We start from the raw sequence: 2,123 nt of genomic DNA on the forward strand, positions 1-2,123 counted from the left end.
TGAGTCTCCACCAGCGTCGGCAACAAGTCTGCAAGGTCTCGACGGTATCTCGCCGATTGCTGAAGCGCTGCTCAAGACGTTGGCAGGTAAAGCACGCACAGGTCGACTCGACGAGTTGACGGCACTCGATCTCCTGCACAAAGCAGTATTGCTTTGATCTGATCCATCGTCGGTTTCAAAAAGGAGTCGTCCGTTCGTCGCGTCCGTCGCGTCTGGGTCAGGCCAACTGCGCTGCGGGCGCCTTCGGGATAAACGACGAGGAACCCCCGACAAGTGGTCGCCCGCAAGCCTGCAGTCCATCATCGAAACGCCCGACTGCCGTCACAGCGAAGGCCGTCGCACCCTAAGCATCGAGCACATCGTATCCGCCAACTGGTAGGCGTAACCGGGATCCAGGCATAGCAAAGCGCTCGATCACAGGCCATCGCGATGGCGGCTGCTCCACGCAAAAGCGTGCGGCAGGCGCGTGAGCATTTGGGATCCGTCGGGTGATAGTCGAAAGCGAAGGCGCAACATCCAGCAAGCCCCGTCTTTTAAAGCGGCGAACGTGGAAAGGCACTTGGCATCCAAGAGCTGCATTGAAGGAAAGCCATGCTGCAGAGCATAACCGACGCTAATGGTGCCGCTGAGAGCGCAAGGCCTCTTATTCGGTTGTAACGACCTGGAAAACCGGGTGGCCGCTTCGTACAGCGGCATCTAAACTGCAGCCCGCGGGAATACCCCGTCTAAATCGCCAACATGGTTCCCCGGCAACCTGCCGCGCCGCATCGGCAGGCATACAGCTTTTTCAGCGCTAATGTCTTCCGGCCCTCGACGAATAGTCGATAGTCGATGAAAAGCTCCTCGCCCGGCCCAATATCTCGCAACGCTTGGAAGAAGACGCGACTGCCTTGTCGATTGGCTTCACAGTTTGGTTCACAGCTATGGTTCACCCAACGCGCTGAGTTGCCGCCCTGCGCCCCGTCGATCACGCGTCCATCTTCCAGATCGAAATAGAAAGTATGGCCGTCTTCCGCCGCCGAACGTTCATAACGCCGCTGGGCCGTCGCCCAGGAGATGAGCTTGCCTTTGTATTCAAGAATTGTTGCGCCCGCGTTGATTGTGACCAGGGCAAAGACGCCGCGCCCGTGCACGGGCGAGCGACGAACAAGGAAACGACGTATAGGCATTTGAAGATGGACTAATTGTGGCCAAGCAGTCACGACTTTACGCGACCGACGAAGAGCTTGGCATAATGAGATCGACGCATCCAACTATCTCTTTCATGCTCTCATCGACCGGCCGTCGCACCAAGCGAAAACCTTCGCGCGGAACACTCGCCCGCTATCAGGATCGCATTGTCGAGATTTTGGGCGAAGCCCGCGGTCAGCGCGTGATGATTCGATCCATCCACCCCGATGGGCGCGAACGGCTGACGGCGGTGAAAATGACAAATCTCCTACCGCTTGAGAGTCAGCTGTTTTGATTTAGGCTCGCAAGCGTCGCTCGTTCAGCTTTGATTGACGGCATCCTTAAAGCTCTTTCCCGCCGTGAACTTGACGGTCTTGGCTGCCGCGATCTCGATCGTTGCGCCAGTTGACGGGTTGCGTCCGGTGCGTGCAGCGCGTTCGCCGCTGCCGAAGGTCCCGAAGCCGATCAGTTGTACGGCGTTGCCTGCAGCGACCTCTTTCGAAATTGTGGCTAACACTGCATTGACTGTTTCCTCCGTGACGCCTTTGTTCGTCCCTGCCTGTGTCGCGATGGCATTGATCAATTCCTGCTTGTTCATTGCGATTTCTCCAAGTGGTTGAGCGTCATCATACCGAACCTCGATGACGGGCGAACCATAGCTCGCATATCAATTGATACGCATTGGTGACACATCAGCGGAAGGTGCGGTACTTTCCAGCAGCAGTTGATGCCGCCCCTCCCCGCCTAGCCGATGGCGACGCCGGCCTGCACGGACCTCTGATATGGCTCGCCGCCGACCTTCGTTCATTGCGAGCACAGCTTCGAAGCGTCTTAAATGCCGCTTAACTGCGTTGCGAAGTTCAGCAGCCTGAACCGCCCGGAAATGTAGGAGACTTCGGATCTTGGCTGTAACGGGAGATTTGAAGCATGGAAAGCGAAGGCAAGACAAGGAA

At 57.2% G+C, this 2,123-nt stretch carries 3 protein-coding genes; 1 reads left to right on the forward strand and 2 read right to left on the reverse strand.

Annotated elements, in window-relative coordinates:
* Positions 1-725 precede the first annotated feature (725 nt).
* Complete coding sequence (locus tag NCT04_RS34130; protein WP_250470250.1) at positions 726-1,163, reverse strand: SET domain-containing protein; 438 nt, start codon at positions 1,161-1,163, stop codon at positions 726-728.
* Positions 1,164-1,186: 23 nt separating this feature from the next.
* On the opposite strand from NCT04_RS34130, the gene NCT04_RS34135 reads away from it, so the two are divergent.
* Positions 1,187-1,465 carry a hypothetical protein gene (locus NCT04_RS34135; protein ID WP_250470247.1) on the forward strand — a complete coding sequence of 93 codons (279 nt, stop codon included), beginning with the start codon at positions 1,187-1,189 and terminating at the stop codon, positions 1,463-1,465.
* Between the two features lie 24 nt (positions 1,466-1,489).
* Here NCT04_RS34135 and NCT04_RS34140 read toward each other — a convergent pair whose 3' ends face one another.
* On the reverse strand, positions 1,490-1,768 hold the full coding sequence (locus NCT04_RS34140; protein ID WP_250470249.1) for an HU family DNA-binding protein: 279 nt from the start codon (positions 1,766-1,768) through the stop codon (positions 1,490-1,492).
* Positions 1,769-2,123 lie beyond the last annotated feature (355 nt).

The sequence above is a fragment of the Caballeronia sp. GAFFF2 genome, assembly GCF_023631485.1.
Lineage (GTDB): Bacteria > Pseudomonadota > Gammaproteobacteria > Burkholderiales > Burkholderiaceae > Caballeronia.